At 36.9% G+C, this 24,989-nt stretch carries 18 protein-coding genes; 17 read left to right on the top strand and 1 reads right to left on the bottom strand.

What is annotated here, in order from left to right; all coding sequences use genetic code 11:
* Nucleotides 1–69: 69 nt before the first annotated feature.
* From V7122_RS12070 to V7122_RS12015, 12 genes are all read left to right on the top strand, one after another.
* Entirely contained in the window at nucleotides 70–2,106 is a 2,037-nt protein-coding gene (locus V7122_RS12070; RefSeq protein ID WP_335526947.1) for a hydantoinase/oxoprolinase family protein, read from the top strand.
* Nucleotides 2,103–3,758, top strand: a complete 1,656-nt coding sequence (locus V7122_RS12065; protein WP_335526945.1) for a hydantoinase B/oxoprolinase family protein — start codon at nucleotides 2,103–2,105, stop codon at nucleotides 3,756–3,758. Before V7122_RS12070 ends, V7122_RS12065 begins: the two co-directional genes overlap by 4 nt.
* A gap of 154 nt (nucleotides 3,759–3,912) precedes the next feature.
* Entirely contained in the window at nucleotides 3,913–4,353 is a 441-nt protein-coding gene (locus tag V7122_RS12060) for a DUF3830 family protein (RefSeq protein WP_335344273.1), read from the top strand.
* A 74-nt stretch (nucleotides 4,354–4,427) separates the two neighbouring features.
* Nucleotides 4,428–5,774 carry an MFS transporter gene (locus V7122_RS12055; RefSeq protein WP_335526943.1) on the top strand — a complete coding sequence of 449 codons (1,347 nt, stop codon included), beginning with the start codon at nucleotides 4,428–4,430 and terminating at the stop codon, nucleotides 5,772–5,774.
* A 256-nt stretch (nucleotides 5,775–6,030) separates the two neighbouring features.
* Entirely contained in the window at nucleotides 6,031–6,573 is a 543-nt protein-coding gene (locus tag V7122_RS12050; protein ID WP_335526940.1) for a helix-turn-helix domain-containing protein, read from the top strand.
* 31 nt (nucleotides 6,574–6,604) lie between these two features.
* Nucleotides 6,605–8,647 (top strand): hydantoinase/oxoprolinase family protein, encoded by a 2,043-nt coding sequence (locus V7122_RS12045; RefSeq protein ID WP_335485824.1) that lies wholly within the window; start codon nucleotides 6,605–6,607, stop codon nucleotides 8,645–8,647.
* A 2-nt stretch (nucleotides 8,648–8,649) separates the two neighbouring features.
* A complete protein-coding gene (locus V7122_RS12040; RefSeq protein ID WP_335526938.1) occupies nucleotides 8,650–10,383 on the top strand; it encodes a hydantoinase B/oxoprolinase family protein in 1,734 nt (577 codons plus the stop codon).
* A 16-nt stretch (nucleotides 10,384–10,399) separates the two neighbouring features.
* Nucleotides 10,400–10,726: a cupin domain-containing protein gene (locus V7122_RS12035; protein ID WP_335345086.1), complete on the top strand. Its 327-nt coding sequence runs from the start codon at nucleotides 10,400–10,402 to the stop codon at nucleotides 10,724–10,726.
* A gap of 250 nt (nucleotides 10,727–10,976) precedes the next feature.
* On the top strand, nucleotides 10,977–11,726 hold the full coding sequence (locus tag V7122_RS12030; protein WP_335526936.1) for an aspartate/glutamate racemase family protein: 750 nt from the start codon (nucleotides 10,977–10,979) through the stop codon (nucleotides 11,724–11,726).
* A 78-nt stretch (nucleotides 11,727–11,804) separates the two neighbouring features.
* Nucleotides 11,805–13,151 (top strand): MFS transporter, encoded by a 1,347-nt coding sequence (locus V7122_RS12025; RefSeq protein WP_335526934.1) that lies wholly within the window; start codon nucleotides 11,805–11,807, stop codon nucleotides 13,149–13,151.
* A 391-nt stretch (nucleotides 13,152–13,542) separates the two neighbouring features.
* Entirely contained in the window at nucleotides 13,543–13,932 is a 390-nt protein-coding gene (locus V7122_RS12020) for an OsmC family protein (RefSeq protein ID WP_335526932.1), read from the top strand.
* 199 nt (nucleotides 13,933–14,131) lie between these two features.
* Nucleotides 14,132–14,350, top strand: a complete 219-nt coding sequence (locus tag V7122_RS12015) for a hypothetical protein (protein WP_335485829.1) — start codon at nucleotides 14,132–14,134, stop codon at nucleotides 14,348–14,350.
* A gap of 582 nt (nucleotides 14,351–14,932) precedes the next feature.
* On the opposite strand, the gene V7122_RS12010 is transcribed toward V7122_RS12015, so the two are convergent.
* The gene (locus V7122_RS12010) at nucleotides 14,933–16,987 is read right to left on the bottom strand and encodes a prolyl oligopeptidase family serine peptidase (RefSeq protein WP_335526930.1); all 2,055 of its coding nucleotides are present in this window, start codon (nucleotides 16,985–16,987) and stop codon (nucleotides 14,933–14,935) included.
* A gap of 1,418 nt (nucleotides 16,988–18,405) precedes the next feature.
* On the opposite strand from V7122_RS12010, the gene nikB reads away from it, so the two are divergent.
* The 5 genes from nikB (at nucleotide 18,406) to V7122_RS11985 (ending at nucleotide 24,869) form a co-directional block, all read left to right on the top strand.
* Nucleotides 18,406–19,347, top strand: a complete 942-nt coding sequence (gene nikB / locus V7122_RS12005) for a nickel ABC transporter permease (RefSeq protein ID WP_335485835.1) — start codon at nucleotides 18,406–18,408, stop codon at nucleotides 19,345–19,347.
* An 18-nt stretch (nucleotides 19,348–19,365) separates the two neighbouring features.
* Nucleotides 19,366–20,256: an ABC transporter permease gene (locus tag V7122_RS12000; RefSeq protein ID WP_335485839.1), complete on the top strand. Its 891-nt coding sequence runs from the start codon at nucleotides 19,366–19,368 to the stop codon at nucleotides 20,254–20,256.
* A gap of 21 nt (nucleotides 20,257–20,277) precedes the next feature.
* Nucleotides 20,278–21,837 (top strand): ABC transporter substrate-binding protein, encoded by a 1,560-nt coding sequence (locus tag V7122_RS11995; protein ID WP_335526928.1) that lies wholly within the window; start codon nucleotides 20,278–20,280, stop codon nucleotides 21,835–21,837.
* 238 nt (nucleotides 21,838–22,075) lie between these two features.
* Nucleotides 22,076–22,957, top strand: coding sequence for an MBL fold metallo-hydrolase (locus tag V7122_RS11990; protein ID WP_335526926.1), 882 nt, complete (start codon nucleotides 22,076–22,078; stop codon nucleotides 22,955–22,957).
* Nucleotides 22,958–23,042: 85 nt separating this feature from the next.
* Nucleotides 23,043–24,869, top strand: a complete 1,827-nt coding sequence (locus V7122_RS11985; protein ID WP_335526924.1) for a M3 family metallopeptidase — start codon at nucleotides 23,043–23,045, stop codon at nucleotides 24,867–24,869.
* Nucleotides 24,870–24,989: the final 120 nt, after the last annotated feature.

Here is a 24,989-nt window from a genome sequence, read left to right as displayed (position 1 = left end):
CATGCAAATAGGGTTTTAAAAGGGAATACAACATAAAAGATGAAGTGAAACAGAAAGGGAGGAAGCATAATGTCGCGTTATCGTCTTGGAGTAGATATTGGAGGTACTTTTACAGATTTAGTTGTGTTTGACCGTCTGAAAAATGTCTATCATACGAAAAAAACTTTAACAACTCCGCATAATCTAGCTGAAGGTGTTTTAGAGGCAATAAGTCATTATGTAGGGGATTTATCTGAAATCGAATACTTTGTTCATGGAACAACATCTGGATTAAATGCTTTCCTTGAAAGAAAGGGTGCAAATGTAGCCCTAATAGTAACGAAAGGATTTAGAGATGTGTATGAAATCGGCAGGGCAAACCGGACTGAAATGTACAATATTCAGTTCAATAAGCCATCTACTTTAGTGGAGCGAGAGCATATTTATGAAATTCAAGAAAGAGTGACATTTGACGGCTCTGTCGTGACACCGCTAGATGAAGAAAACCTGAAGCAAATTATCGGCCAATTAAAAGATAAAAACTATGATGCAGTGGCTGTGTGCTTAATGCACGCTTACCGTAATCCAAATCACGAAGATAAAATTCGCAGCATCATCGAAAAAGAGCTTGATATTCCGGTCTCGCTTTCTAGCGATATTGCCCGTGAGTGGAGAGAATATGAGCGTGTTAGTACAACGGTTATCAATGCATATATCGCTCCTATCGTAAAAAAATACTTAAATATTTTAGAGAAGGAAGTAGAGAAGAGAGGCTTCAAAAAAGATATTTACATTATGCAGTCTAATGGAGGGGTTATGACATCCAAGATTGCTCAGCGTCTTCCATTGCAGACACTTATGTCTGGACCGGTAGGCGGAACGATTGGCGGAATGAATTTAACAAAGCTGACAGGCGATCCAAACTTAATTTGTGTGGATATGGGAGGAACGAGTTTTGATGTAAGTATGATTATTGATGGACAGCCAGATATTACAGCTGAAATTCATATGGAAGGCTTCCCGATTTTATCACCTATGGTTAATATTCATACGATTGGAGCAGGAGGCGGATCCATTGCATGGGTGGAGGCAGGCGGATTGCGTGTAGGACCGAAAAGTGCAGGCTCCTCACCAGGACCGGCTTGTTATGGACAAGGGGGAAAACAGCCGACTGTGACAGATGCAAATTTAGTACTAGGCCGTATCGATGAAAATAACTTCTTAGGCGGCGACATCAAGCTGGATAAACAAGCAGCGATTGAAGCAGTGAAATCGGTTGCAGATCAAATTGGACTTTCTGTTCAAGAAACAGCTGAAGGAATTTGTGATATTGCGAATGCGAAGATGGCAGATGCTATTCGTACATTAACGGTTAAGCGCGGAATTGATCCTCGTGATTTCACATTAGTTGCATTTGGCGGCGCAGGACCAATGCATGCTGTATTAATTGCAGATCTATTAGATATGAAGAAAGTATTTGTACCGAGCGTATCTGGAACATTCTCTGCTTGGGGCATGCTGCAAACAGACATCCGCTTTGATACGGTGCGAAACTATGTATCTAGCATCGAAGAAGTGAATTATAGCCAGCTTGAATCCTTATATGAGGAAATGAAACAGGAAAGCATTGCAGTGTTAAATCAGCAGAACATTCAAACCGAGCATATTCGTTTCCAAAATAGCATTGATGTCCGCTATGCTGGTCAGGAATATACGGTAAATATATTAAACGAAACAAATAATCTTAAGGAAATCGAAGAGGACTTCCATAAAGCCCATTTAGATATTTACGGACATAATAATCCGAAAGGGTCAATAGAGATCGTGAACCTTCGTGCTACAGCCTTTGGAGATCTTGAAAAGGTAGAATATGTGAAGTCGGACGAACGATCTGAAAAACAAGCGGTACCATCATCAAAACGAAATGTAGTTTGGAATAATGTTGAAGAAGAAACAAAGGTATATTCAACTGAGGAGCTATCCTATGGAAACTATTTCAATGGGCCAGCGGTTGTTGAAGATAAAAACTCAACTTTAGTTATACCGCCAAAACACTATATTCGCATTGATGAATATCAGAATATTGAAATTGTTAAAGAAACAGCTGAACAGGAGGTTTTGGTATGAGCACTCAAACACCAGTATATTTAGAAAATCCGGTTACAACGGAAATTGTAAGGAATGCTCTTATCTCGGCTGCGGATGAAATGAACGCAAGTCTAGCGAGAAGCGCATTTTCACCGATTATTTATGAAATGAAGGATTGTAGTGTTTGTATTTTTAACCGCGATGTAGAGCTATTAGGACAGTCTGCCGGATTGCCAATATTTCTTGGAAACATTGATGAATGTATAAAAGTAACTACCAACGTAATCGGCGGAATTGAAAACTATAAAGATGGAGATGTGTATATTTTAAATGATTCATATATTGGCGGAACGCATTTAAATGATGTTACGGTATTCTCTCCAATTTTCTTAGAAGGTGAGCTCGTTGGCTTTACAGCAAACCGTGCCCACTGGTTAGATATTGGCTCGAAGGATCCTGGGTATCCCATGGATGCAACAAGTATTTATCAAGAGGGTATCCGAATTCCTCCTACTAAAATTTATGATCAAGGGAAGCCAATCGAAGATGTAATCCGCTTAATTGTTTCGAATAACCGTTTCCGTGAAGCTGCATTGGGAGATTTAAATGCGCAAATTGCAGCCTGCCGGACAGGTGAAAAAAGATTCAAGGAATTAATTGTCCGCTTTGGCATCGACCGAATTAATCGCTGTATTCATGATATTTTTAAACAATCAGAAGAAATGGACCGCAGCGTTATTCGCAATATTCCGGATGGCGTCTATGAGGCAGAAGGATACCTGGATAATGATGGGGTCAAGGATGAACCGATTCTTGTAAAGGTTCAAGTAAAGGTTGAGGGCGATTATATTACGATTGATCTTACAGGCTCTAGCAAGCAGCGCTTCGGACAAACGAACTGCGGCTATGCTCAGACGATTTCAGCCTGCCGTGTGGCATTTAAAGATTTAATTAGTCCGAATTCTCCTGTAACTGGCGGGAACTTTAGAACAATGAAAGTTATTGCTCCAGAAGCAACAATCTTCCATGCAGTAGAGCCTGCCCCATGCGGCTGGTATTTTACTCCGCTAGGTTTATTGATTGATTTAATTATTAAAGCACTATCCCCTGTCATGAAAGATAAGGCCGCTGGTGCTCATTACGGAGATTCCATGGTAGTGACATTTGCAGGAATGGATGAAAGAACAAATGAGTCATTTTTAAGTGTGGAAGCGACTGCCGGAGGATGGGGTGCATTCCATTCTGGAGACGGCCAATCAGCATTGATCAACCATGTGAGTGGGGACTTCAAAAACTTGCCAATCGAAGTATTTGAGTCAAAGTATCCGATTAGAATCAATCAATATGGTTTAAGACAAAACTCTGGAGGAGCCGGCCAGTATCGCGGGGGTCTTGGGGTTGAAAGAGAATACGAGATTCTTAGTGAAGATGCGACAGTTTCTCTATGGTTTGAAAGATCCAAGACTCCAGCATGGGGATTATTTGGAGGCCTGCCTGGCGCAAAGCCTGATGTAGAAATTATTTCAGGCAGAGAGGTTGAACATCTACTAAAGGTAAACGGAAGAAAAGTACGTAAAGGCGATATTGTCAAAGTCATGACCGGTGGTGGCGGCGGCTTTGGGAATCCGTCCGAAAGATCTTCTGAGGATGCCGAAAAAGATTTAAGAAATGAATATGTTACCGGAAAATAAACAAAAAAGCAGCGAGTAAAGAATATGCACCTTGGGCTCATGGTTGAAATGGGAAGGAAATTCTTAAAAGAATGCCTTCCTCCATTTTTACCTAAATATTACAGATAATTTAGAATTCACTGGAAATATGAACTTAAGAGGATGTGCAGCAGCGTTGAAAAGAATAAGATTTCGGTTTGAAGGCGGGGGAGAGATTTCAGCAACTTTACTAGAGGGGAAGGCTCCATTAACTTGTGAGAGGATTTGGAATGCTCTTCCGTTAGAAAGTGTTGCTGCTCAATCAAGATGGTCAGGCAGGGAATTCAATTTTGGCTATAATGAACAGGACTTGCCTCCAAGAGAAAATCAGACCATTTATACAAGTGTTGGGGAAGTGTGTTATTGGCGGGATTGGAATTGGGAGGAAGAAGGCGTTCTCCCGCAGGCTTTAGCCATATACTATGGTGCTGAGCTGGCAAGAAGCCACAAAGGCAATGAGCCTGTTAACGTTTTTGCGCAAGTCGATTATTCGGAATTTGACAAGCTTGTCCAAATTGGTGAGCGAATTTGGCTTGAAGGGAAAGAGAAGATTTATATTGAGAGATTGGAAGACTAAGCTAGCTAAATCTCGTTTAAAAAATCAACTTTTAAAAATACTGAGCATTCAGTTTCAATGGGAGATGAAAATATATGTCCAATGCTGCGTTGAAAGCTAAAGCTGAGTCAGTTATGCAGGTGGGAGAATTATTTAAGGATATGCCATTTAATAGCCGACACGCATTTGTAGGAATGGTTCTATTCTTTGCATTTGTAGTTGAAGCATGGGAAATGATGATTATTATCTTTCTTAGTGGGGCGATTGCAGCTGAATTTAACTTAACAGCAGTACAAACAGGTTCAATCATTGGGGCTATCTTTCTAGGAATGATTCCCGGGGCTTATATTTGGGGATTCATTTCCGATAAGATTGGTCGTAAAAAAACAATGATGTATAGTTTATTGCTTTACACTTTATTTTCTTTAATCAGTGTGTTTTCTGTTAACTTTGAAATGCTTTATGCAGGAAGACTTCTAGCAGGTTTAGCATTGGCAGGAATGCTAGTTTGTATTTTCCCTTATTTTGAGGAAATGCTTCCTGTGAAACAACGAGGAAAATATGGCGGTTATTTATCAGCGGGTTGGCCGATTGGTGTCCTCATTGCAGTAGGAGTTACTGTTTTATTTATGGAGGTTGAAGGTGCTCTTGGCGGCTGGAGAGTGGTCCTATTTATCAGTTCTTTAGGTGGATTATGGGCATTTATGCTGCTGAAAATCCCTGAATCTCCATACTGGCTGGCTGGTAAAGGACGCCAGGAGGAAGCGAAAGCGGTCATTAAATTTTTAAGTAAGGATCAAATTAATCTAGATCAAAATACGAATTTAGAAGTTTTAAATGTAAAACAAGCCAACTATTTTGAGATTTTTAAAGGGAAATGGCTAAAGTTAACGTCATTGCAAACAATTGTAAACTTTACTCTTGCATTTGGTTATTGGGGATTATATACATGGATTCCGACATTGTTAATGGAAAAAGGGTTATCCATGTCACAAAGCTTAGGATTCCTGGCTTTAACTTCCATTATGCAGATACCAGGTTATATGGTTGCCTCCCATCTTACAGCTAAGTTTGGAAGGAAAAAGATTTTGTTCCTATTTGTAACTGGTGCAGCCATCAGTGGTTTCTTATTCGCCTTTTCAACAAATATGGTTGAGCTATATGCATTTAACTTTCTTCTTTCTTTCTTTAATCAAGGGGCATGGGCAGTTTGGAATACATGGTTTGGGGAAGTTTATCCGACAAATGTCCGCGGTGCTGGCTACAGCTTTGGAGCAGCATCACAGCGCTGGGCAAATACTTTTGCCCCATCGATAATCGGTTTCGTCATTGGAATGGGATGGACATTTGGGGCAACCGTTTCATTCATAGAGGCGTTTGTTGTGGTAACAATGATCACCATACTGTTTATTCCGGAAACGGAAGGGAAGATACTAGAGTAGTTGTAATGTAGGTGCAATATGTAGTTAATATAGGCATATCACTAGAGAACTTGCTTGAAGCAGGTTCTTGTTTTTATTACTGTTAGACAAGGAGTTGATGGAATTAATTGATAAGATTTAATTATTAAAATTATCTTTAAATTTATAATTAATTATGATATTATGAAAAATATTATAGTAACACTATAAAAAATAAGGTAAAACCTTAAAATTATAGTTTAACTATAAAAATGCGTATGAAGAAAGGATCACCTAGATGGACGAAATTAGTGCAAAGGTAAAAGATCTTAGATTAAAGAATAGTGCCACATTGAAAGAGTTAAGTGAAAAAACTGGACTTTCTGTAGGATTTCTTTCTCAGGTGGAAAGGGGGACATCCTCGTTAGCTATCACCTCGCTAAAAAAAATTGCAGATGCATTTGAAGTGAATATGACCTATTTTTTTGAGGAACAGCATGGACAAAACTATGCAGTCAAAAAAGCTGATCAAAAAACTTTTAAAATGGAAGGTTCTTCTTCCAAATATGTAAGGTTAAGTGGAGAAATTCCAGGCAGACAACTTGAGGCTTTAAGAGTAACCCTAGCGCCGAATTATAAAGACAGTGAGGTATTTAGCCATCACGGGGAGGAGATCCACTACGTATTAGAAGGGACGGTTATTTTCAGAGTAGGTGATAAGGAATATCTTTTAAGTGCAGGGGAATCTATTCACTTTCCATCTGAGAAACCGCATCAGTGGGAAAATCCGCTGAATCAAGAAACTGTATTATATAGTGTTTTGACGCCTGTAATTTTTTGAAGATTTTGACTCGTGGAAAGGATGGGGAAAAATGAGAGTTGCAACTGATATTGGCGGTACTTTTACTGATTTAGTATATGTAGATGAACAAGGAAGGTTTGGAGTTGCAAAAAGCCACACAACACCTCCGAATTTTGAACAAGGTGTAATCGATGTCATTTCAAAAAGTGAAGTAGACCAAGAAGCCATTACAACCTTTATTCATGGTACAACTGTTATTATTAATGCGCTTACTGAGAAAAAAGGAGTAAAAACAGGTCTCATTACAACAAAGGGCTTTAGAGATGTGCTGGAAATTGCCCGCGGAAACAGGCCTGATTTATTTAATGTGCGCTATAAAAAGCCTGAACCTTTTGTAGAGAGAGCTTTAAGGAAAGAAGTAGAAGAAAGACTCAATTATAAAGGTGAAATACTAACACCCCTTAATAGTGATCAAGTAAAGGAAATTATTGAATATTTCAAAAGGGAAGAAGTAGAAGCAATTGCAGTAGCATATTTGCATTCATACGTAAACCCAATTCATGAGCAGAAAACTGTAGAACTAATTAAAGAGCTTTGGCCAGAAATCGCTGTAACGGCTTCCCACGAAACAACAAAAGAATGGCGCGAATATGAGAGAACAAATACAACCATTCTGAATGCTTATGTTCAGCCGATAGCTTCTAGTTATATAGAGCGTCTCCAGAATAAACTTGAGGAAAATCAAACGAATAGCAGGAACTATATTATGCAGTCAAATGGGGGAACGACAACATTTGATCAAGCAAAAAAACTTCCAATTAACATGGTTGAATCTGGTCCAGTCGCTGGAATTTTTGGAGCAGCGGTTCTAGGAGAACTGATTGGCGAAAAAAATATTATTGCCTTTGATATAGGCGGAACAACAGCAAAATGTTCATTAATTGAAGATGGTGAAGTAAAAGTAACAACTGACTACTATATTGATCGTAATTCTAGGAGTGCAGGGTATCCAATAAAAGCGCCTGTAGTTGATATTGTTGAAATTGGAAACGGTGGAGGATCTATTGCGTGGATTGATGATGCAGGTTCGTTAAAGGTAGGACCACAGTCAGCCGGAGCATTGCCAGGACCAGTTGCGTATGGACAGGGAGGTACTAAACCTACAACTACAGATGCAAATCTATTTACAGGAAGACTTTCAGCTAAAAACTTTGACTATAAGGTAGATATTTCAAGGGTAAAACAAGCCATTGAAGAAAATGTTGCCAACCATTTTGATATTAGTCCAGAAGAAGCTGCACTTGGCATCATCCGTATTGCTAACTCTAATATGCTAAATGCATTGAAGTTAATTTCGATCAGAAAAGGGCATAATCCTAGAGAATTTACATTAGTCGCTTTTGGAGGAGGAGGATCTATGCATGCTCCTGCCCTTGCAAAAGAACTAGGGGTAAAAAAGGTGGTTATTCCATTAGCATCTCCTGTATTTTCAGCTTGGGGTATGCTGATGACAGACCTCCGACATGACTATATTAAAACATATATAAAACGAATCAATGCTATTGATTTAAAAGAAATAGCAAATGAATGGCACACGATTGAAAGTAATGCATTCCTGCAATTTGAAGAAGAAGGCGTTGAAAAACAGAGAGTGATGTTTACTAGATTTGCTGATATGCGTTATGTGGGACAAGAACATACTGTGAAAGTTCCAGTGCCTGGCGGTGAATGGACTAATGAAGATATTCATGAAATAGTAGACAAGTTCCATGAATTGCATGAGAAAAACTTTACCTTTAAATTGTTGAATGCACAAACAGAAATAGTAAGTCTTCACGTAACTGCCTTTGGAAAAGTTACAAAGCCAGAATTACAACAGAATGAAAAGGAAGGCAATATTGAAGAGGCACTTAAAGAGATTAGACCAGTCTATTTTGAGGAAAGAGGCTGGATAAATACAAAAGTATATGATCGTAGTAGTTTGCCAACAAATGAAGTGATACAAGGGCCTGCTATTATTGAAGAGAAGTCAGCCGTTACGGTTATTTATGAAGGGCAAAATCTTTTTGTAGATGGTTATGGGAATCTAATCATTACTACGGGGGTTGAGTAATTATGGTAAAGACAAATGTGAAGGTAGATCCATTTACTTTAGAAATTGTAAAAGATTCCTTACTTGCTACAGGGGATGAAATGTTTTATGCACTTGCACGCACTTCAATGAGCCCTATTATTTATGAAGTTCTTGACTACGCAAGTGGGTTAACAGATTCTAAAGGACAGCTTTTGACCCAGGGGAATGGCGTAACCGGATTTATTGGAATGTTAACCTTTATGGTCAAACAAACAATCGAGAAATTTGGTAAAGACGGCAACCTAAAACCTGGAGATATTATCATCATCAATGATCCATATGGCGGCGGCGGATCGCATTTATCGGATGTTGGATTAGTCATGCCAATCTTTCACGAAGGTGAATTGATCGCATTTTCAGCAAATAAAGCTCACTGGACGGAAGTGGGTGGGAAAGATCCAGGCTCATTCACTAATGATGCAACGGAAATTTTTCAAGAGGGACTCCAGTTTCCATGTGTGAAACTATTTAGTGAAGGCATTGTTAACCAAGGACTTGTCGATGTATTAGAGGCAAATGTTCGCTTTCCTGAACTTTCTCTTGGAGATATGTGGGCACAGGTTGCAGCATTGAAAACAGGTGATAAGAGGGTAAGGGAATTATGTGATAAGCATGGACGGGATATTATCCAAGCTTCAATCGATTATTTACTCGATCATGGGGAACAATTGGCTAGAAAAGAACTTGTTAAATTGCCAAAAGGTACCTTTGAAGCTGAAGATGTAATTGAAACAGACGGAATTGGTAATGGACCGTTTCCTATTAAAGTTAAGGTAACGATTACTGATGACGAGTTTATTTGCGATTTCCGCGGCAGCCATCCGCAAGTGCCTGGAACAGTGAATTGTTCATATACTGGTCTTGTGTCAGCGGTACGAGTTATTTTTCTTGCGATGACGAATCCATCACAAGATGTCAATGATGGGGTATTCAGACCATTAAAAGTATTGGTAGACCGGAAATCTATTATGTCAGCAGAGCGGCCAGCTCCTGTTTCTAATTACTTTGAAACACTTTTAGGCAGCTTAGATTTAATCTGGAAGGCGATGGCTCCACATTTACCGGAAAGACTTGCAGCAGGTCATCATTTATCTGTATGTTCCGTAACACTGACAGGATTACATCAAGATACGAATGAACCGTTTTTAATTGTGGAACCTTCAGTCGGCGGTTGGGGTGCAGCAGAAGGACAAGATGGTGCTGCTGGACAGTTCTGTGTGGCTGATGGTGAAACATACAATGTTCCTGTTGAAGTAGCTGAAACTCGTTATGGAGTTTTAATAGATGAATATAGTTTGAGAACAGATGGAGCAGGATCCGGGAAGGCAGTTGGCGGTTCTGGAGTCATTCGTTCGTACAGAGCTTTAACAGATGGTCAATCTGCTACTATTACTTACGGAAGAAATCAAACAAAACCTTGGGGTGCGAATGGAGGCATGGATGGGTCCAATAATGAGTTCTATATTGAAAAGGCAACTGGGGAAATTGAAGGACCATTTGGAGTATATGCCCGTTATCCACTGAATAAGGGTGATGTCGTTAAATTAATGACTGGTACAGGAGGGGGCTATGGAAATCCTCTTGAACGTCCAGCCCATCTTGTTGCTAAAGATGTAAAAAGTGAATACATTACGCCAGAGCAGGCACGAGAGGTCTTTGGAGTAGAAGTAGATTTACAAACAGGAGAATATAAAGAATTAAGCATCCGCAGTTAGAATAGGAGGGAAAGAAATGAAAGTTGTTCAAGAGACAAAAAGTTTTGATGCTACTAAAACGATCATGGATACCTTTTTTCATGATGAAAGAAAACATGCAGATATCCAGTTTGGAAAAGTAAGTATTGCACCAGGGGAACGTGTTCCAGTCGAAGGATTGTCTTGCCATGAAGGAAATGAATATTCATTTATTGTAAAAGGAAGCTTAAAGGGTGAAAGTGGCGGGGAATCCTTTCAGATTCAAGCGGGTGAAGCAACCTTTATTCCAGCAGGTGAAGAACACTGGTGTCTTAATACAGCACAAGAACCTTGTGAAATTGTATGGGTATTAGTTAAAGAATAATAGAAAGACATGGGGGCGGCTATTATTGGTTAGGATGAGTGCAAGTCTATTAAATTAATTGACAAGCGCCCCCTCAATATATGAATTTAGCTCACATAACGCTAATGATCTTACCTAGATAACCTCCTTAAGGAGGGCTCCTTTCATAGTTCTGCAAAAAAATTAACATTTCACCAGGTCCAATACACACGATAATTAATTCATCCAGAATGATTTTCATAATAACTTTGAATAGAAGAGAGGAATTAACGTGAGTAAAAGAATTCTATGGATCAATCCAATTACTACAGATTTATTTAATCAAACTTTTGCAGAGGAATTCCAAAAAGTAAAACAGCCTGACACAATAGTTGATGTTGTATCTTTAGTTCCTGCTAATGGTCCCATTCATCTTGAATATAACTGTTATGAAGTAATGATTATGCCAGAATTACTAAAATTAATTAAAAAAGCTGAAGAGGACGGATATGATGCTGCGATAATTGGCTGTTTTTATGATCCAATCTTAAGGGCTGCTAGGGAAGTTTCAAAGAAAATGGTAGTCACAGCACCAGCAGAGGCCAGCTTGCATATTGCGACAACATTAGGTGAAAGTGTTTCTATCGTAGTTGGGAGAAGAAAATGGATTCCAGAGATGAAAGAAAATGTCCACAAATATGGATTTGCAGACAAATTAGCCTCATTCAAATCAATTGATTTAGGTGTCCATGATTTTCAAAAAGACCATCATGAAACATCTAGCCGCATAAAACAAGCTGCAAAAGAGGCGGTAGATAAAGATGGTGCAGATGTCATAATCCTAGGCTGCACAATGGAATTTGGATTTTATAATGAGGTTCAAGAAGAAATCGGAGTTCCTGTTATTGATGCAAGTTTGGCACCGCTAAAATATGCAGAATTCTTAGTTGAAATTAAGCAAAAATTTAATTGGAGCCATAGTAAATTAGTAGGTTATCAGTCTCCACCAGAGAAAGAAGTTTGCCAATGGGGGCTATTTTAAAGATTGCTGTCAGTAAAAAGAAGGGCAAAAAATAAGGAGAAATTACTGAAAATTCAGTTATAATTGGGGGTTTTTACCATGGTAAATGGTGCATTAAGAAAAAAAGCTGAATCAGTGGTGCAGGTAGGCGAACTATTTAAAGACATGCCCTTTAACAGCCGACATGCTTTTGTAGGGATGGTTCTATTCTTTGCCTTTGTAGTTGAAGCATGGGAAATGATGATTATTATCTTTCTTAGTGGGGAGATTGCAGCTGAATTTAACTTAACAGCAGTACAAACAGGTTCAATCATTGGAGCTATCTTTTTAGGAATGATTCCCGGGGCTTATATTTGGGGATTCATTTCCGATAAGATTGGCCGTAAAAAAACAATGATGTATAGTTTATTGCTTTACACTTTATTTTCTTTAATCAGTGTGTTTTCTGTTAACTTTGAAATGCTGTATGCAGGCAGGCTATTAGCAGGCTTAGCATTGGCAGGAATGCTAGTTTGTATCTTCCCATATTTTGAGGAAATGCTTCCTGTGAAACAACGAGGAAAATATGGCGGTTATTTATCAGCAGGTTGGCCAATCGGAGTCCTTATTGCTGTAGGAGTTACGGTTTTATTTATGGAGGTTGAAGGCGCTCTAGGCGGCTGGAGAGTGGTCCTATTTATTAGTTCTTTAGGCGGATTATGGGCATTTATGCTGCTGAAAATCCCTGAATCTCCATACTGGCTGGCTGGTAAAGGACGTCAGGAGGAAGCGAAAGCGGTCATTAAATTTTTAAGTAAGGATCAAATTAATCTAGATCAAAATACGAATTTAGAAGTTTTAAATGTAAAACAAGCCAACTATTTTGAGATTTTTAGAGGGAAATGGCTAAAGTTAACGTCATTGCAAACAATTGTAAACTTTACGCTTGCATTTGGATATTGGGGATTGTATACATGGATTCCGACATTGTTAATGGAAAAAGGGTTATCTATGTCACAAAGCTTAGGTTTTCTTGCATTAACTTCGATTATGCAGATACCAGGTTATATGGCTGCTTCCCATCTTACTGCTAGGTTTGGCAGAAAAAAGATATTGTTCCTATTTGTAACTGGTGCAGCCATCAGTGGTTTCTTATTCGCCTTTTCAACAAATATGGTTGAGCTATATGCATTTAACTTTCTTCTTTCTTTCTTTAATCAAGGGGCATGGGCAGTTTGGAATACATGGTTTGGGGAAGTTTATCCGACAAATGTCCGCGGTGCTGGCTACAGCTTTGGAGCAGCATCACAGCGCTGGGCAAATACTTTTGCCCCATCGATAATCGGTTTCGTCATTGGAATGGGATGGACATTTGGGGCAACCGTTTCATTCATAGAGGCGTTTGTTGTGGTAACAATGATCACCATACTGTTTATTCCGGAAACGGAAGGGAAGATACTAGAATAGCACTAGATTTTAAGGATTAATCTCATAAAGTCACTAAAAGTAGTTTAATTTGAGCTTATGGAAGAACTTGCGTGTAGCAAGTTCTTCTTTTTAAAATTAGGTGGTGTAGTTATGAGATTCACAGTGAAAGAAATGCTAAGTTATAGTAATATACCTTAATATTATTTTCTTATCCTCATTAAAAATAGATTCAGTAAAGGAAAACTTTGGTTGGGTATTATTGATGCGGTAGTGGTGTGTGAGCACTTGCACGGCTAACTTTAATATGGTGGGGGGCAAGCGATTCACCTAAAAATTTGTAATGTTATGAATAATTAATTAAGATAGAGTACAAGAAAAGGGTTTAGATGTTTTTTCTACCAATATAAATAATTTTAAAGGAGTATCCTTGATGAACTTTCATATGACTGAAAATGGATTTGTAACGGAATGTGCCTACGGAGAACTTAATGTTTCTGGTAATGACCAATATGGATTTCGCCCATATCAACTTCTTGTTTCATCTATTGCCGTTTGTAGCGGAGGAACTTTACGAAAAGTTTTAGAAAGAATGCGAATTTCCTATCAAGATATTATTATTCAAGCGGATGTAGAAAGAAATGAAAAGGCAGCTAATCGAATAGAAAAGATTCACCTCCATTTTGTGATTTTAGGAGTAGAGTTGAATGAGACAAAGATAGAAAAAGCTTTAATCGTCGCTATGAAAAATTGTTCCATGGTTCAATCTGTGAAAAATAGCATTGAAATTACTGAGTCCTTTGAAATAGAAGATACAAAATGAAAACATGATATTTTATTTTTTGGCAAGTCCCCTAGTCTGGTAAAGTGTTACCGAACTGGGGGACTTGTTCTTTTTATTGCCAGCAAACCATTGAACTGCAATGAATTTTGTCAGGATCAAGAGGTAAAAAAGATTATTGATGTCTTTTATCGTAGTTACCCGGTAATCAAGAAGGCTTTATAATGACCTTACACGCCAAATGAACGTCTATGTATACTATGTATTAAAAGATTCCGGGTATATGCATATTGATCGTTATCAAATAGGTAGTGGTGATAAGAGATACAGGATCGACATCAAAGGAGAAATTGTTACTGCTATTATGATGGGCTTAAACTACGACAATATCAATGCAACTAATCACAGCAATCTAGCCATCCTCTTTGAAACGAAAGGAAATCAAGAATTGGAAATCTAGGACAAAAATCAAACGGGCATTTAGTCAAACAAAATTTTCTTGGATTAAAGGCTTTACTTTACGGCTTAGCCACAGGTGAAGTAGAAAAGGTTAATCCAAACCGTTGGATGAAGAGATTCCTGCTTACCCGCTAGCTAGCTATCAAACAGACTCTGGAATTATTTCAGCAGCAATTTATTAAGAAAATTACAAAGTCTTATAAGGAGGTATATTGCTATTACAGGAGAGCTTTTGCTTTTTTACTGTTAAATTCGGGAAAAGAAAAGGGATATCACAGAAAATCAGTCTTCACTGACTTTCTGGATCTCCCTGGTATTTTTTGTCAATTTCATCGAGTACAAGAATAAAATTCCGATCTTACTCAGTAAGTCCCACGGGACAAATTTTGCTAATTCTATCCACACCCTTTTAACTCCGCAAGTTCTTGCTTGACAGCAGTCGGGCGTTCGAAGTCTCCGGGGGACGTTACGGTCCAACTCAGCAATTTATTGAGCAACCCAGCAAGTTGTGATTTGAGTCTACAAGTTTCGTGCAACGTCACCATTCATTAGAAATGTCCCAAAAACGAAAGAATACAAATGATTATGAATTCTCATTTCTAGGGAGTTCCACATCTAATTCCTTAAACAAAAAAGTCAGTAAGTCGGTTTGTTCCTCAATTAATTTTAATGTAGGCTTTCCTTCTCCATGCCCAGCATTTTTTTGCTCTTTATATATGATGGGATTCGGCCCTGATTGTACTTCTTGTAAAGTAGCTGTAAATTTTTTTGCATGTATAGGGACAACACGGTCATCACAGTCTGCTGTTGTAACAAATGTTGGTGGATAAGCTGTACCTTTTTTTACATTATGCAAAGGAGAATATGGATATATAAATTTAAAATGGTCTGCAGTTAATTCAGCATTGCCAAATTCATTTAACCAATATCTTCCAAACGTAAACTTATGAAAGCGAAGCATATCAGTAACCGGCACTAAACATAATGCTGCTCCAAATAAATCTGGACGTTGGATAATACAAGCGCCAACAACTAACCCACCATTACTTCTCCCTATAATTGCTATTTTCTTAGAATTCGTATAGTTGTTTTCTATTAACCATTCTACAGCAAATATAGCATCATCAAAGGTGTTTTGTTTCTTTTCCAATATAGCACCTTCATGCCATTTTTGACCAAATTCTCCACCTCCACGAATGTTAGCTAGAGCGTAAACTCCACCAGCATCTAACCATGTCATAATTTCTGGGGAAAATGTCGGCGTTTTACTAATTTTATATCCTCCATATACAGAAAGGAGTACGGGATTATTGCCTTTTAATGCTATGTTTTTTTTATGAATTAAATACATGGGTATGATGGTCCCATCTTTTGAAGGATATGAAACTTGTTTTGTTTCATATTCGGATTTATTGATCCTAGGAGCTTCGACTGTAAATATAGCAGATAACTCATTTTTATTTATCTGATATTTCATAATTTGTGTAGGTTGGAAAAAGGAAGTATAAGCTACTAAAATTTCTTCTTTAGTTTTTGTAGCACCTACCCCAGTAACGGTAACATGATCTGGGAGAGGGACTTCCTTATGGAAAGCACCATCCATCGTGTATAAGCTTAATTTTCCATTGACATTATGCATGGAAGACACAATGAAATAATCATGCAATTTTGTTACAGAAACCATTGTTTCTTCTTGTTCAGGAATAATCTCAATCCAATTATCTTTTTGAGGCCGTTTAAAATTAATGGCAACGACCCTTCCATTTAAAGCGCCTTCACTTGTTAAATAATAAAACAGATCTCCCTCATTACAAATAAAAGTATAATTTGCTTTATCGTCTTCAAAAAGCCGAGAAAACGAATTAGCTTTTTCTAATTCAGTAAAATAAATTCTACTTACAGGTTGTGGACCATTATGAGCTCTTAACAATAAATACTCGTTATTATTGGAAATGAACGGTTCATAAGCAAGTTCTTTCTGTTCAGGATCTTCAAAAATAAGCACATCTTCTTCTTGGGAAGTTCCGATCTGATGCCAAAAAACCCTATTATGGTAACTTGCCTCTTCGTTTGCTGGTCCGTTCAAGATCGGGTAATTACTATAATAAAACCCATTATTCTTTTCAACCCATGCGATAGATGAATGCCTTCTTAGCTTCAAAGAGTCAGGATAATCTTCACAAGTCTCGAGATTTTTCACTTTAATTTCTCTGCCATCACTTCCATTTCGGGACAGGGCATAAGCCATCCATTTACCGTCTTTACTAAATGTTACATTCGTTAATGCAACTATTCCTTCTTCGCTTAACAAGTTAGGGTTAAATACAATTTCGAGCTCCGTATCTTGCAAATTTTTTGTACGGTAAAAAATCGGTTGATTATGTAGACTACTATTTTTGTGAAAATAGTAATAATCTCCAATTAATTGTGGAAGTGAGTATTTTTCATAATTTAGCCTATTCGTAATACTCTGTTTAATATACTTCCGGTCTGGGAAGCTATTTAAGTAATCTTCTGTATTTTGATGTTGCTCTTCCGTCCACTTCTTTGTTTCTACTGAATCAGCATTCTCTAACCACCTAAAAGGATCTGTTACTTCTGTACCATGGAAATTATCCATCACATCACTTTTGTTCATTTGACATAAACTCCTTTTGATTTTTAATAGAAATAATATGCAAGAAATATACCAGAAATAGGACTCAATATGCTTGTTGGTAAGCTATAAAAACTTCAGGAAAAGCTTGCTTGAATTAAGGGTAATCCCTTTCCCCATAACACCTACAGTATTAACAAAATTAACAAGTACTTCAAAAGGACCAGCTTAAAAGTTACTATTTTATTTTTTATCTCTTTCGTCACTTCCCTATATTAAACTTCCAAAAGCCCTTGTTTCCTCAATAATACTTAAACATCCTGTTAAAGAATTTTTGAGTAATTAAATGAGAGATCATGAGTTCTCAATATTTAAACATATGGGAACCCATCCTAATGACAAGATTGTTTTATCAAGGTAAAAGGTGGTATAACCGTGCGTGTTTTCTCCACATTGCATATGGTCGCTTTCTCTGCCCCTTTCATGGGGATCTCATCCCTATATTCCTTCATCGTCCTTCGTATCCACAAGGTGAAGGCCAGATATACTCTTCTAAGCAGGACTTTTGCCCGTGTGGAATAAATAAGCATCAGCTCTGTATTGTTGGTATTTTTACGAAAACTAAAATTAATTGGTTATTTGTTACGCTACAATCTTAAGCAAAGTTCTACTAGTCAAGCTCTGACCCAGCAAGTTTCTGCCACGATACCACTAGTCGAAATTTAGTCAGAAGAAAATTATGTTTCTATTTTAAAGTATCAAATGTTTAAAAATTTATACTTTATAAAATCACATTTAAAATATTTTTACATTCTATTCTAAATTTTTTAAATATTTTTACGCNNNAAAAAAATTTACATAAATGCATTTTTATCATTATTATTCTCAATTTAATTTCCAAAGTTTATTTTTTCATATTGTGTAATTTTGTAGAATTTTCTATTTTATCGCTTATTTCGATTTGCAACTTCGAAGAAAGCGAAATTAGAAAAAAATTTTTGGCATGTTAATTGCATGTTTATATGTGAAGTAAGCATAAAGGTATTAAATGTTTAAGTAGTGAATGTAAGCGTTATTAAATAGCTTACAAAATTCCTACGCACCTACCTGGATTAAAAAACGAAAAGGGGGAGTATCGTATACCGTAATTTCATCGAATTATTGCTTTGGAGAAATATTAAATAGAATGAAAAATCACTCGAAATTTATAATGGATTAAAAAAGAATGACAATTCCCTTAACAAACCATTGAATGTAAAGGGAGATAAATCTCTAAAAATATAAACATAAAGTAATTCCAACTTGCTTACAGCAGATTAAATGTAAGGGAATACAAACTACTTAAAATACATAATGTAAAGGAATTTAAGTCCGCTTGAATATGAACCTGTAATACGATTTAAAAAATCTAAATATTAGGAACATTATAAACAAAGGGTTTGTGAGGAAGGGGTGTTTTTTTGATTCGATTAATTGCAACAAGACTGGTGCAAATGATTTTTCTACTTATTGGAATATCATTTATTGTCTTTCTAAGTATGCATATTACACCAGGTGATCCTGCTACGATCATTGCAGGTACCGAAGCTTCAGCAGAAACGATAGAGCAAATTCGAATAAATATGGGGTTGAATGATCCTATACTAGTTCAATACGGAAATTATATGTTAGGTCTTTTACAAGGAGATCTAGGATACTCTTATCAATCGAGCCAAGATGTTGCACAAGCCCTATTTAGTAGATTCCCAACAACTTTGAAATTAACTATTTCAAGTATTATTGTTGCCACTTTCATCGGGGTTACCATGGGAATAGTTTCAGCACTAAAACAAAACACTTGGTTAGATTATGCTAGTACAACTACTGCATTAGTTGGTGTTTCCATTCCTAACTTTTGGTTTGGAACTGTACTAATATTACTATTCTCTGTTAACTTACAGTGGTTTCCGGTAACTGGTATGAGTAATCCGTGGTACACATTGCAGGGTTTCAAAGAAATGGTATTGCCTAGTATTACTTTAGGGACCGCATCCGCAGCAATGATTGCGAGAATGACAAGATCAGAAATGCTAGAGGTAATAAATGCCGACTATATTCGTACAGCAAGAGCAAAAGGTGTGAAAGAAAGTAAAGTTATTTTGTTGCATGCATTTCGAAATGCGATGATCTCTGTATTAACGGTGGTTGGCTTGAACTTTGGTATTTTACTAGGTGGAACGATCATCGTAGAACAAGTTTTTGCTATTAATGGTTTAGGGCGTTTAATGATTGATGCGATATCTCAACGGGATTCGCCAATGGTGCAAGGTGGAGTTTTACTAATTGCAACTTTGTTTGTCGTTGTGAATCTCATTGTCGACTTACTATATGCTATGGTAGATCCTCGAATCAAGTATGAATAAAAGGAGTTGATGAAATAGATGTCAGCAGGGGAGATTTCGACTGAAAAATCAAGTCAAATAAAAAGCCCGAATGCTTTTATTGATTTATTAGGTAATCTATTAAAAAACCGTCTTGCAATTATTGGGATTAGTATTATTGCTATCCAAATAATTTTAGCAGTATTTGCTCCTTTTATAGTTTTCTATGAACCAACCCACCAGAATTTAGCAGCTTCTCATTTAAAAATTGGAAGTGAAGGACATTGGCTAGGTACTGATCAGTATGGAAGAGACGTCTGGAGTCGCCTAGTTTATGGTGCCCGCATTTCTTTATTTGTTGGTGTAGGAGCAACAGTATTGGGACTGATAGGAGGTGTTGCATTAGGTTTAATATCAGGCTATTATAGCCGCCTGGATGGAATTATTATGCGTATTATCGATTTAATGTTTGCATTTCCGAGTATTTTATTAGCATTATTGATTATTTCAATTTTAGGAACGGATCTAATTAACGTAGTATTTGCAATTAGTATTTGGACTATGCCGTCTGTTGCGAGGCTAATAAGGGGAAATGTCTTAAGTATTAAAAAACAAGAATATATTCTTGCCTTAAGGTCGATGGGTGCGAATGATTTCAGAATTATCTTGAAACATATTTTACCAAATTGTACCGCTCCAATCATCGTTACTGGGACAATGAAAACGGCAACAGCAATTTTATCGACAGCTGCTTTAAGTTTCCTAGGCCTTGGTGCCCAACCACCAACTCCAGAATGGGGAGCGATGATAGCAGATGGTCAGATCCATATGTGGAATTCGCCACACTTAGTACTCGTTCCAGGAGTCGCAATTATGTTAGTAGTATTTGCATTTAATATTGTGGGCGATGCTCTCAGAGATGCATTAGATCCAAAAATGAAAAAAATTTAAAATAAGAAGGAGATTATAAAAATGAAGTCAACCTTGACAAAGATGAAACTATTTACTTGTTTATTAGTATTATCTATTTTGCTTATTGGTTGTAGCTCTACTGAAAGTGTAAAAGATGGTAATACAGAAAAAGATGCTCAAGAAGATGTTGTACAAGAAATTGTAGTAGCCATTGAAGCCGATCCTGTTGGATTATCACCTACCAGGATCTCGGATATTAACTCCTATCAAACTACAAATCATATGTATGAAAACTTATTTCGCAGAGATTCTGAAACAGGGGAAATTGTTCCTCATTTAGCAACATCTTATGAGAATCCTGACGATAATACTTGGATATTTGAATTAAGAGAAGGAGTGAAATTCCATGATGGCACTCTATTTAATGCGGAAGCAGTTAAGTACACTTTTGAACAACTAGTTGATCCTGATACTGCTGCTCCTGGTGCGCATTACTTGAAATTTATGGAGGGTATCGAGGTAGTAGATGAATATACTGTGAAAATGACTACTAATAAACCAAATGCCGATGTACTCCCTGTTCTTGCGCTGTCTACATTAGCAATTATTAGTCCAGAATCAGATCAAAATCAAAACTTAATGGAAAAACCTGTTGGAACTGGTCCATTTAAATTTGAAAGTTGGACACGTGGAGACCGTGTCGTAATGACGAAAAATGAAAATTATTGGGGAGATGAACCAAAGTTAGATAAGCTTACATTTGTTACCGTTCCAAATGCTTCAACTGCTTTATCCATGCTAGAAACTGGGGATGCAGATGTAGTGGCTACTGTTGAAGTAGAAAATATATCTCGAGTGGAAAGTATGAAGAATGCTAAATTATTTCAAACAGAGGGATCTGGTTCTTACTTCTTTACTTTTAATATGGAAAAAGAACCAATGAACGATTTTGAGTTCCGTAAAGCTGTTGCAATGGGAATTGATGCAAAATCATTTGTAAATCAATTAGGCGGAAATGGTTTTTATTCCCCTACATTATTTGGACCAGCTGTAACTTACTATGATGAGTCTGTTTTAGGAAATGAATATGAATATGATCCAGAAGCTGCTCGTAAAATTATTGAAGAAAAGGGTTATGATCAATATGAGCTTACACTATACACGACATCAGACCGTCAGGCTTATAAAAGAATGGCAGAAGTTACTCAAGCTCAGTTAAGTGAAATTGGGTTAAATACAAAAATTGAAATGATGGAATGGGGAACATTCCTTGAGGCAACTGGTGAAGGAAAACAAGATTTGTTTGTCATTAATACTTCGAATTCAATGACTGGGTTAGAAACAATGTATGGTTTCTTCCACAGTGATGGTATTGGCGGGAATAACCGTAGTCAATATAGTAACCCGGATTTTGATGAATTAGTATTTCAAGCAAGACAAACACTTGACGAAGAAAAGCGTCAAACATTAATTAATACAGCGCATCAACAAGTCATTAAGGATATCTTTATGGTGCCAATGTTTCACTCAAAAAATACACTTGGTCTTAATAAATCTGTTGAAGGTGTCATTGTTTTACCTAACGGAGTAATTAACTTAAGCGAAGCATATAAACAGTAAAAATATATTTACCAATACATGAGATTAAGACTTTGACAAATATGGATGGTAGGCATCGAAAACGTTAATAAGGCTTGAGCCCTTCTTACAAGGCTCGTTTCATTACCCAGAAACGTCATGAAATATTTTACTTTTTCCTTATGAAGTTTACGGCGCTTACTGTCACATTTTTTGATAAAGTGAACAAACGATTTACATGATTATTGTTAAAATTTGGTAAAAGGGAGAGTGATCTTACATGATTCAAGAGAAAAAGGAGGAAGTTATGCGCTTATGGTTATTAGGTACAGGAACTCCGGACCCTTCACTAAACAGGGCTTCTTCTGGATATTTAATACAAATAGATGATGATTACATTATCTTCGATCATGGGTTTGGTGCTTATCACAGACTTCTACAGCTTGGTGTACCAATAACAAAAATAACGCATGTCTTTCTTTCTCACTATCATTTTGATCATATTGGTGATCTACCTAGACTACTGCTTACGCATTGGGATCAAGGAGCAGGTAAGGTGGATGATTTGAACATATATGGACCACAACCGTTACAACAAATTATCGACGGTTGTATTTCGATGGACGGACTTTTCGGGCCAGATTTAGTCGCTCGAACAAACGCCAAAAGTAGCTTACAAGTTTATGCTTCACGTGGAGGGGATGGTACCCGTGCAAAGCCAAATCCAAAACTACAACAATTAGAAAAAGGCGATATAGTTAGCGAAGAAAACTGGACAGTGAAAGTAACAGAGGGTTATCATCAACAGCCATATTTAACTCCTTTAGCATTTCGTCTAGAACATGGTGGAAAATCAATCGTTTATTCCGGGGATAGCGGTCCAAAGGGGGGATTAGAAAAATTTGCACAATCTTGTGATGTCCTCATCCACATGTGTCATTACATTAACGGAATGATGGATAAAGATGAAGACGTCATGGGGCATATAGAGCTTGCCCAACTTGCAAATAATGCGAATGTTAAGAGTCTCGTGTTAACCCATATGAATGAAGCAATATTTGATCAACCTGGAATAAAGGAAAAAGTACTTCAAGAAATGGGCGAAATATATAAAGGGAAAATATATTACGGTGAAGATTTAATGGAAATTCCTGTGATCTAAATAATGTTGAAAGGTTGTAGGATTCACGAATGATCTCATAAACTACCTACTCATCTAACTTAACAAGATATGGAGTGATCAAATAATGGGCCAGATAAGCCGTGAGAATGTCCCGATAGAAGAAACTTGGGATTTGACGGATATTTTTAGTTCGGATAAAGAATGGAAACATTCTTTATCGGAGTTGGATGAGAGGGTAACGGAAATGAATTCACGTCCTCTCTCTATAAGAAATTCCAAAGATTTATTGAAAAGCTTACTTGAGTTTAATCAACTTTTAGCAGATCTAAATCGTACGACTAGTTACGCATTTAATAAATTTTCTGAGGAAGAGTCTAATTCGAATAATCAGAACATGCTGGGTATTTCGAATAATCTAGATAATAAAGCAAATGACGTAAAGATCAATTTTGTTAACACTATTTTAAGTATACCGAAACATGTAATTGATAAGTACATAGAGGAAGAAAAGCATTTGAAGCCATTTCAGCGATTTTTAGAGAGAATTAATGAAATTCGCGATCATTCTTTGTCCGAAGAATTAGAAAATGCACTAATCATTTTAGATGACACGCTAACAGCGGCTGAATTTATTTATAAAATTATCAATTCTTCTGATTTAGCATTCGAATCTGTAAAAGATAAAAATGGTAAAATAGTCCCTATTTCTTTGCATACGTATATGGCACAAATTGAAACATCACCAGATACAGAATTACGTAGAAACGCATTCAATTCATTAAAAAATGGATTAGTAAAACATCAACATGGTATAGCCAAAACGTTGGCAACAGAAATTAATAAACATGTTGCGTTAGCGAAATTACGAGGGTATCCATCCGCTATAGATATGCTACTTCAACATTCAACCCCTTCTAAAGATTATTATTCAATTGATGGGGTTAAAGCAGAATTTTTTGAAGAGATTTTAGATACATTCCAGCAAGGATTATCTTCTCATTTTCAAAGATATGCCAAACTTAGAAAAAAGCAACTTGGATTAGATAAGTTATTATTCTCAGATGTTAAAGCACCATTGGATCCTGAATATGATCCTTCTATTACCTTTGAAGAAGCTGGAAAAATTAGTGTAGAAGCGGTCAGTGTACTTGGGGAAGAGTACCGTGAGGAAATGCGACAAGCATACAATAATCGATGGATATATCATGCAAATAATAAGGGCTGTAGAATGATTCCGTTTGGAAGAGGTACATATAATGTGCACGGATATTCATTTTACCCTTGGGGCGGTAATCTGTTCGATATGCTCCTTTTAGGTCATGAGCTCGGACATGCGATTCATTATTCTTTATCAGGAAAACATCAACCAGCAGTTAACTTTTCCCAGTCACAATACTTTGCTGAAGCACCGTCTACCATGGTAGAACAGTTAATCGTTAATTATTTAAAAGAAACTAGAAAAGACGATGTAAGATTACAACGATGGTTAAACATGTATTTAATGATGAGTTACCATCATAATTGTGTAACCCATATTTTAGAAGCGGAACTATTACGAAGATTATATAAAGCCGCTGAAAAAAATATTCCATTAACTACTACCTTTATCAGTGAAACAAAAGGTGCAATTTTATCAGAATTTTGGGGAGATACGGTCGAGATTGATGAAGGTGCCAAGTTAACTTGGATGAGACAAAATCATTATTACATGGGCCTTTATCCATTTACCTATTCCGTAGGAATTACTGCTTCAACTATCATTGCCCAAAGGATTAAAACAGAAGGAGTTTATTTAGGAGAACAATGGACGAATGTACTGAAACAAGGCGGCAATAAAAACGGCTTTGATTTGTTTCAAATGGTCGGTTTAGACATGACAACAATGGAGAACTTCAAGAAAATAGTTGATCATATTGGAAAAATTGTCGATGAATTAGAAAAAAGTTTTTAAAACATATTCCCAATCTCGTTTGCATGTAGATTGCTAATCTAATCTAAAAATCTTAATCTATTTCTAAAAATAGATTTGAAAATAGATAGTTTGAAAAATAAATCTTAAAAGCAGGTGTCG

It is taken from the genome of Bacillus sp. JJ1532 (assembly GCF_036965085.1).
Lineage (GTDB): Bacteria > Bacillota > Bacilli > Bacillales > Cytobacillaceae > Cytobacillus.
This window is presented reverse-complemented; position numbering and strand designations above follow the sequence as displayed.

Coding starts and splice junctions, on each gene's coding strand:
- V7122_RS12070 (WP_335526947.1), top strand. CDS start 70: ATGTCGCGTTATCGTCTTGGAGTAGATATTGGAGGTACTTTTACAGAT.
- V7122_RS12065 (WP_335526945.1), top strand. CDS start 2,103: ATGAGCACTCAAACACCAGTATATTTAGAAAATCCGGTTACAACGGAA.
- V7122_RS12055 (WP_335526943.1), top strand. CDS start 4,428: ATGTCCAATGCTGCGTTGAAAGCTAAAGCTGAGTCAGTTATGCAGGTG.
- V7122_RS12050 (WP_335526940.1), top strand. CDS start 6,031: ATGGACGAAATTAGTGCAAAGGTAAAAGATCTTAGATTAAAGAATAGT.
- V7122_RS12045 (WP_335485824.1), top strand. CDS start 6,605: ATGAGAGTTGCAACTGATATTGGCGGTACTTTTACTGATTTAGTATAT.
- V7122_RS12040 (WP_335526938.1), top strand. CDS start 8,650: ATGGTAAAGACAAATGTGAAGGTAGATCCATTTACTTTAGAAATTGTA.
- V7122_RS12035 (WP_335345086.1), top strand. CDS start 10,400: ATGAAAGTTGTTCAAGAGACAAAAAGTTTTGATGCTACTAAAACGATC.
- V7122_RS12025 (WP_335526934.1), top strand. CDS start 11,805: ATGGTAAATGGTGCATTAAGAAAAAAAGCTGAATCAGTGGTGCAGGTA.
- V7122_RS12020 (WP_335526932.1), top strand. CDS start 13,543: ATGAACTTTCATATGACTGAAAATGGATTTGTAACGGAATGTGCCTAC.
- V7122_RS12015 (WP_335485829.1), top strand. CDS start 14,132: ATGAACGTCTATGTATACTATGTATTAAAAGATTCCGGGTATATGCAT.
- V7122_RS12010 (WP_335526930.1), bottom strand. CDS start 16,987: ATGAACAAAAGTGATGTGATGGATAATTTCCATGGTACAGAAGTAACA.
- V7122_RS12000 (WP_335485839.1), top strand. CDS start 19,366: ATGTCAGCAGGGGAGATTTCGACTGAAAAATCAAGTCAAATAAAAAGC.
- V7122_RS11995 (WP_335526928.1), top strand. CDS start 20,278: ATGAAGTCAACCTTGACAAAGATGAAACTATTTACTTGTTTATTAGTA.
- V7122_RS11990 (WP_335526926.1), top strand. CDS start 22,076: ATGATTCAAGAGAAAAAGGAGGAAGTTATGCGCTTATGGTTATTAGGT.
- V7122_RS11985 (WP_335526924.1), top strand. CDS start 23,043: ATGGGCCAGATAAGCCGTGAGAATGTCCCGATAGAAGAAACTTGGGAT.